The sequence below is a fragment of the Zobellia russellii genome, from assembly GCF_018728565.1.
GTDB classification, from domain to species: domain Bacteria; phylum Bacteroidota; class Bacteroidia; order Flavobacteriales; family Flavobacteriaceae; genus Zobellia; species Zobellia russellii.
The window spans coordinates 1-6,395 of sequence record NZ_JACSOI010000015.1; the positions used below are offsets into that span (position 1 = coordinate 1).

5 protein-coding genes are annotated in these 6,395 nt (G+C 42.2%); 3 read left to right on the forward strand and 2 right to left on the reverse strand.

Annotated features, from left to right (window positions below; all coding sequences use genetic code 11):
* The 3 genes from H9565_RS19940 to H9565_RS19950 form a co-directional block, all read left to right on the forward strand.
* Positions 1 to 2,328, forward strand: a 2,328-nt coding sequence (locus H9565_RS19940) for a midas domain-containing protein (protein ID WP_215442138.1), incomplete at its 5' end; no start/stop codon positions are given.
* Positions 2,329 to 2,478: 150 nt separating this feature from the next.
* Positions 2,479 to 3,363 carry a hypothetical protein gene (locus H9565_RS19945; protein ID WP_215442139.1) on the forward strand — a complete coding sequence of 295 codons (885 nt, stop codon included), beginning with the start codon at positions 2,479 to 2,481 and terminating at the stop codon, positions 3,361 to 3,363.
* A gap of 10 nt (positions 3,364 to 3,373) precedes the next feature.
* Complete coding sequence (locus H9565_RS19950; protein ID WP_215442140.1) at positions 3,374 to 4,531, forward strand: gliding motility-associated C-terminal domain-containing protein; 1,158 nt, start codon at positions 3,374 to 3,376, stop codon at positions 4,529 to 4,531.
* Between the two features lie 98 nt (positions 4,532 to 4,629).
* Here the strand turns inward: H9565_RS19950 and H9565_RS19955 are convergent, their stop codons facing one another.
* Both H9565_RS19955 and H9565_RS19960 read right to left on the reverse strand, forming a co-directional pair.
* A complete protein-coding gene (locus H9565_RS19955) occupies positions 4,630 to 4,839 on the reverse strand; it encodes a hypothetical protein (protein WP_215442141.1) in 210 nt (69 codons plus the stop codon).
* A 74-nt stretch (positions 4,840 to 4,913) separates the two neighbouring features.
* Positions 4,914 to 6,395 (reverse strand): Ig-like domain-containing protein (locus tag H9565_RS19960; RefSeq protein WP_215442142.1); only part of this gene is annotated, 1,482 nt, incomplete at its 5' end.

Below are 6,395 nucleotides of genomic sequence, written 5' to 3' on the forward strand. Positions count from 1 at the left end.
GCAATCGCCTTAAAGGAAGATTCCGCGAACAAATCGGATGACGTAACACTAGCTGATGCCACAAATACCAAGTTCCCAACGGAACTCGCCGTAAAGACCTATGTGGACGGACAGATCGCAGCCACCGCAGATGACGATATAACAGGAGCTTCGATTGATGCTTCCAGTGTCTTGAAAATCGATGAAGGGACTTCTTCCGTAACCGTAGACCTTTCCGCTTTGGAAGAATCCGCAGATATCACTGCAGTACAGAACGATGTAGACCAAAACGAGGCAGACGCTGATGCGGCTATTCTTGCCGTACAAAACGATGTAAACCAAAATGAAGCGGATGCAGATGCGGCTATTCTTGCAGTTCAAAATGACGTTGACCAGAACGAAGCAGACGCCGATGCAACTATTCTCGCAGTTCAAAACGATGTAGACCAAAACGAAGCCGATGCTGATGCAGCGATACTTGCCGTAAAAAATGATGTCGACCAAAACGAAGCAGATGCAGACGCAGCTATTCTTGCCGTGCAAAATGATGTAAATCAAAATGAAGCTGACGCAGATGCTGCCATCGCCTTGAAAGAGGATACCGCGAACAAATCCGATGACGTTACATTGGCCGATGCCACAAATACCAAGTTCCCGACCGAACTTGCCGTGAAGACCTATGTGGACGGACAGATCACCGCCACCGCAGATGACGATATTACAGGAGCTTCGATTGATGCTTCCAGTGTCTTGAAAATCGACGAAGGGACTTCTTCCGTAACCGTAGACCTTTCCGCTTTAGAGGAATCTGCCGATATAACAGCAGTACAGAACGATGTCGACCAAAACGAGGCAGACGCAGACGCAGCGATACTTGCCGTACAAAACGATGTGGACCAGAACGAAGCTGATGCAGATGCAGCCATCCTTGCAGTACAAAATGACGTGGACCAGAACGAAGCTGATGCTGACGCTGCAATACTTGCCGTGCAAAACGATGTCAATCAAAATGAAGCAGATGCCGATGCGGCAATCGCCTTAAAGGAAGATTCCGCGAACAAATCGGATGACGTAACACTAGCTGATGCCACAAATACCAAGTTCCCTACGGAACTGGCGGTTAAGACCTATGTGGACGGACAAATCGCAGCTACCGCCGATGATGATATAACAGGAGCTTCAATCGATGCTTCCAGTGTCTTGAAAATCGATGAAGGGACTTCTTCCGTAACAGTGGACCTTTCCGCTCTGGAGGAATCCGCAGATATCACCGCCGTACAGAACGATGTTGATCAAAACGAAGCTGACGCTGACGCAGCAATACTTGCCGTGCAAAACGATGTAAATCAAAATGAGGCAGATGCAGATACCGCAATAGCTGCGAATGCCGCTGCCATAACTGCTCACAATTCTGCCGATAACGATTTGAGCGAAACAAACGAAATTCAAACTTTATCCATTTCAGGAAATGATTTAAGTATATCTGGAACAGGCGGAAATACCGTAACCCTACCCTCTATTTCCGGGACAGAAGGTTCTCTATTTTTCGCGGATGCGAGTGGCAATCCTACCGAAAATAATTCCCAACTGTTTTGGGATGCGACCAATGGACGCTTGGGTGTTGGAACAAATGAGCCAGATAACAAATTTCAAGTTGCCGGCGCCATCCGATCTAGGGGGATTCTAAATTCTGATGGAACCACCAATGAACCTGCCTACCGTTTTGCGGATGATACAAACACGGGCATGTACAGTCCCGCAGCAGATGAAATAGGATTTACTGTAGGGAGCATAGAAGCTATGAACATTGATGAAACATCTAACAGTACAACCGTAACTATAAATGAAACTTTAGAGCTAAATGGTCCTGTGTTAGATGAAAACGATTCTCCTGGAACTGCTGGACAAGTTCTATCCGCAACCGCAACAGGTACGGAATGGGTAGACCCGACAAGTTCAACAGGAAATGCCAGTATTAGCGCCGATGCCGGAAATAGCATAACCGCAGGTTCGGATTCTGGTGTTTTTTACGCCAGTCCTATCAAAGCTTTTGGAAAAGTTTCTGCAACGGGTGCCATTGTTAAATCCACTCCTAATATTATTGTAACCAAACTTGCAGGGTTAGGCCATTATCTTGTTACGTTACCTATAGGTATCACTTTAGATTCGGATTATATCATTCAATTGAGCCAACCGGGAAGAGATGGTGCTGGAAATGATGACCCAGGTATATCGTACAGCAACCAGACCGTCCGGACGTTTGAAGTAATCATTGGTGATAATGACAATGGAGGAACGGACCGAGCTCGATTTGATTCCGAATTTATGTTTACCGTTTTAGATTTATAGTCCTATGAAAATTAATAAAATCTACGTAAAGACCGATCTACTAGTTTCTATTGCCTCTTATTGGCATTGGAACCTAGCTACCCGAAGGCTGCAATTTCAGCCATTGGTTTCTTCCCCCAAGCATTTCCATCATTCAAAAAACAACCGCACATGAACAAAATTATAGCAATGACCGCGGCAATTGTTACTCTTGCTTCGGCAGAAACCATTGCACAGGTAGATGGCAACTATTTATTGGGACTTACCAATGCAACAACATTAGAAATGAATGCTGGAATAAACCCAGTGGTAGGCTCTCTTTTATACAATACCGATGAAGAGAAAATGTATTTGAACACGGCTTCGGGATTTAAAAAAATACCATCAATAGATACCAATTCTATTGATTTTTGGGGTGCTACCGGAAATACGGGCTCAAATGCCGCAACCCACTTTTTGGGTACTACAGACCTTCAGGATTTTTTAATAAAAACAGATAATTCAGAAAGAATAAGAATAGGAGCAACGGGAAATATTGGTATAAACAACACTACTCCCAGTGCCCAGCTTGATATAGAAAGTACAGCAGTGCCACTTAGAATTCAGCCTAGTGCCTCTACCCCTACCGGGACCGAAAGCGGTCAAATTTTTATGGGTGATGATGGAATCCTTTACACCTATGATGCTACTAGAATGAAATGGTTGAGTATTGACCGAACCATGATCGGATGGGGTATGAATAGTGCTGCAACCACAAATACGTACCTAAGACAGTTTAATGGTGCCGATTCTGACAATACTGGCTGGCGTATGCTTAGAAATGGTACAATAACCGGAATTTCGGCACAAACCAATGCCGCTAACACATGGACTCTGGAAATTAGAAAAAATGATGGGGCTATTCCTATAACGGCCCTTGTAATTACCGCTGCCGATGGCAACCAAGATGCAACTTTAAACGTTGATTTTAACGAAGGTGAGTTTTTACAGGCGTATTGCAACGGAATTGCCGTAGAGTACCCAGAAACATTAATTGAAATAGCTTGGAGAAAGTAACTGAACAACAATGAAAAAGCATCTAATCTTCCTTGGCACCTTTGCCGTTAGTATGTGCAGTCTCCAAGTGATTGCGCAGGACTCATTTCATAATTTTGGAAACATGAAAATGCATGAAAATGCGCAGATTGGTTTCTATCAGGATTTGATAAATGATGGTTCTTTTGACGAAAACAAGGGATTGGCCGGATTTTACAATGAAGACGTAGCTTATATTAGTGGTGCTTTTAGGCCTGTTTTTGAAGATTTAGAAATTGTTGTAGACAATGACCTTATTCTAGAAGTTGGTATTGGTGTTACCAATAATAGCAACTTTATTTCGGGAGATTTGGTTACCCCTAGATATTCGGTAGACACAAATATAGAGTACATTAACAACTCCTTTTATAATGGTGAAACCGACTTTACAAAAGTGGATGGGTATGCTTCCGTAAAAAATAAAAAGGATTTTGTTTTTCCAATTGGCCATTTTGACAAATTAAGGCCGCTAAAACTAGCTTCGGACCAAATTAACGAAAATGCCAAGTCTGCTTATTTTTACGAAGACCCTAATAGTCCCTCTACCTTTCGCACGCCTTTTTACACTGAAAATAGAACGGATATACTTATAGCGATTAGCCATCATGAATTTTGGGATTTAGATACGAATACACCATCTAAAGTAACCCTAGGATGGGATACAGCCAGTAATTTACCTAGTTTCCTTGATGCCATAGAAAACCTGAGAGTAGTAGGTTGGCATACCGAAAGAAATATATGGGAGGATTTAGGAAACACGGGGTTGGACGGTGATTTTGACCAAGGTGAAATAACCTCGGATGTGTTTACTCCGGACGATTATACCGTTATTACTTTTGGAGGCAGTCTTAGCATGCAAAGTGTAGATTTGGGCAATTATCTATTGACCCCTAATGGGGATGGCAATGCCGATTTTTTTGTTCTGAAAGCTGTTTCAATATCGCCTAATAATAAACTTACCATTTTTAACAGGTGGGGACGTGCCGTCTACGAGGCCACCAACTATGACAATACCTTTGAAGGCACCGCTAATGTTAATGGAGTTTATAATACTGCCAAAAAATTACCTGCTGGTGTTTATTTTTATACTATAGATTTAAAGGATATTGGACTTAAGCACCAAGGCTTTATATACATAAACCAAGAATAACTTTTCCTTGCGCATATAAAATCAGAATTCAGCTAAGTATGGGTAATTGGATACCTATATGATATGAGGGATAACTATAACCTGCTTGGAAATTTATACTAACCCTCCCATTCATTGCCCCCTACCCTATTAACAGAACCCGAGCTATCCATTCTTCTCGCTTCATGTGAGTTCTTCTCATGGAATAGTTGCAGCGCAAGTATATTGTTTAATACCCTTTCCTGTTCCTCAAGAAATACTAATCTAGTTGAAATAACAAACCAAGAGCCTTTATACAATTCCAATTCCCTGCTTAATTCTATAAGCATTCACACTTGTGTTCAGGTAAAAAATAACCCCTCAAGCTTAGCCAGAGGGGTTACTTATTTCAGAGTGGTTTTTCTTATCGATTAATATATAGATATCCGGATAAACTTTGATTATTATCACCGGCTACGTATTCAATTATATAGAAGTACACGCCTACCGGAAGCTCATCATTAGCCCTGATGGTTATCCTGCCTGTAGACCTACCCATAAAGACATTGGCCTCATTGTCGTATCCGTCTATATCAAACACTTTAATACCCCATCGGTTAAAGATTTTGACCGTATTCTGTGGATAACTCTCTATGTTTTCAATTAGGAACCTACCCTCATTGAGCTCTGGAGTTACCAAGTCATTCTCTACCGAAATACCACAGACTGCAGTCTCTGGCGGAGTACCTCCTTTAGAACTACATGCGTTTAATGGGTCCGTACTATCCGAAACTTCCTGACCATCCAAAATTGTATCTTCATCGGTATCAGCAATATTAGGATCCGTTCCTCTAATTTCTTCTTCGGCATTGGTAAGTCCATCGCTATCACAATCCGAACTATCTAGAGGTGTACCATTAATTGAATCACAATCGTCCAAAGGATTAGTTGCGTCCAATACTTCTTGACCATCATTAATACCATCACCATCAGAATCCGGGTTATTAGGATCCGTTCCTAAATCATCTTCCTCATCATTGGTAAGTCCATCATTATCTGGATCATTATCTACAACATCAACCATATAAGACTTGGTTTCGTTTACTGAAGTGCTGTTACCTGCGGTATCCAAAGAGGTAAGGCTTACTTCAATTGAAGTATCATTATCTGCTACCAAATCACTTCCAGGAACATCAATACTAAAGTTTCCAAGAGCATCTACCGTGCCCGAATAGGTGTTCCCATTAACAACTATCGTTACCGGATCATTCTCATTAAAATCTCCACTTACCGTTCCTGTTATTGGAATATCAGAACCTGCTTCAGCAGCATTAATACTATTATCGCTTGTAATATCATCAACGATTACCGTTACAACAGGTGCTATTACATCTACACTATATATTTTTGTTTCTGTGGATGTGCCTGTATTTCCATTGATATCAGTTGTAGAAATACTGCCGTCTACAGTGCTATCACCATCCGCAGCCAAGGCACTACCAGGAATGTTGATACTAAAGTCACCTGAAGCATCTACAGTTCCGGTATAATCCGTACCGTCTACAGTTAAAGTCACCGTATCCCCAGCATTAAAGTCACCTGAAACCGTTCCTGTTACCGCTACGTCCGCTCCTGCTTCTGCCGCGTTCAATACATTATCAGCAGTAACATCATCAATCACTAATACTGGAGCAGGGTTTACCAAATCTACAGTATACGTTTTTGTGTCAGTAATAGTAGCACTGTTACCGGCTCCATCTGTTGTTACAAAACTTCCGTCAACCGTGGTATCGCCATCGGCGGCCAAGGCACTTCCCGGGATATCGATACTATAATCACCCAAGGCATCCACCGTTCCTGTATAGTCCGTACCGTCAACCGTTAAGGTGACCGTATCGCCCGTATT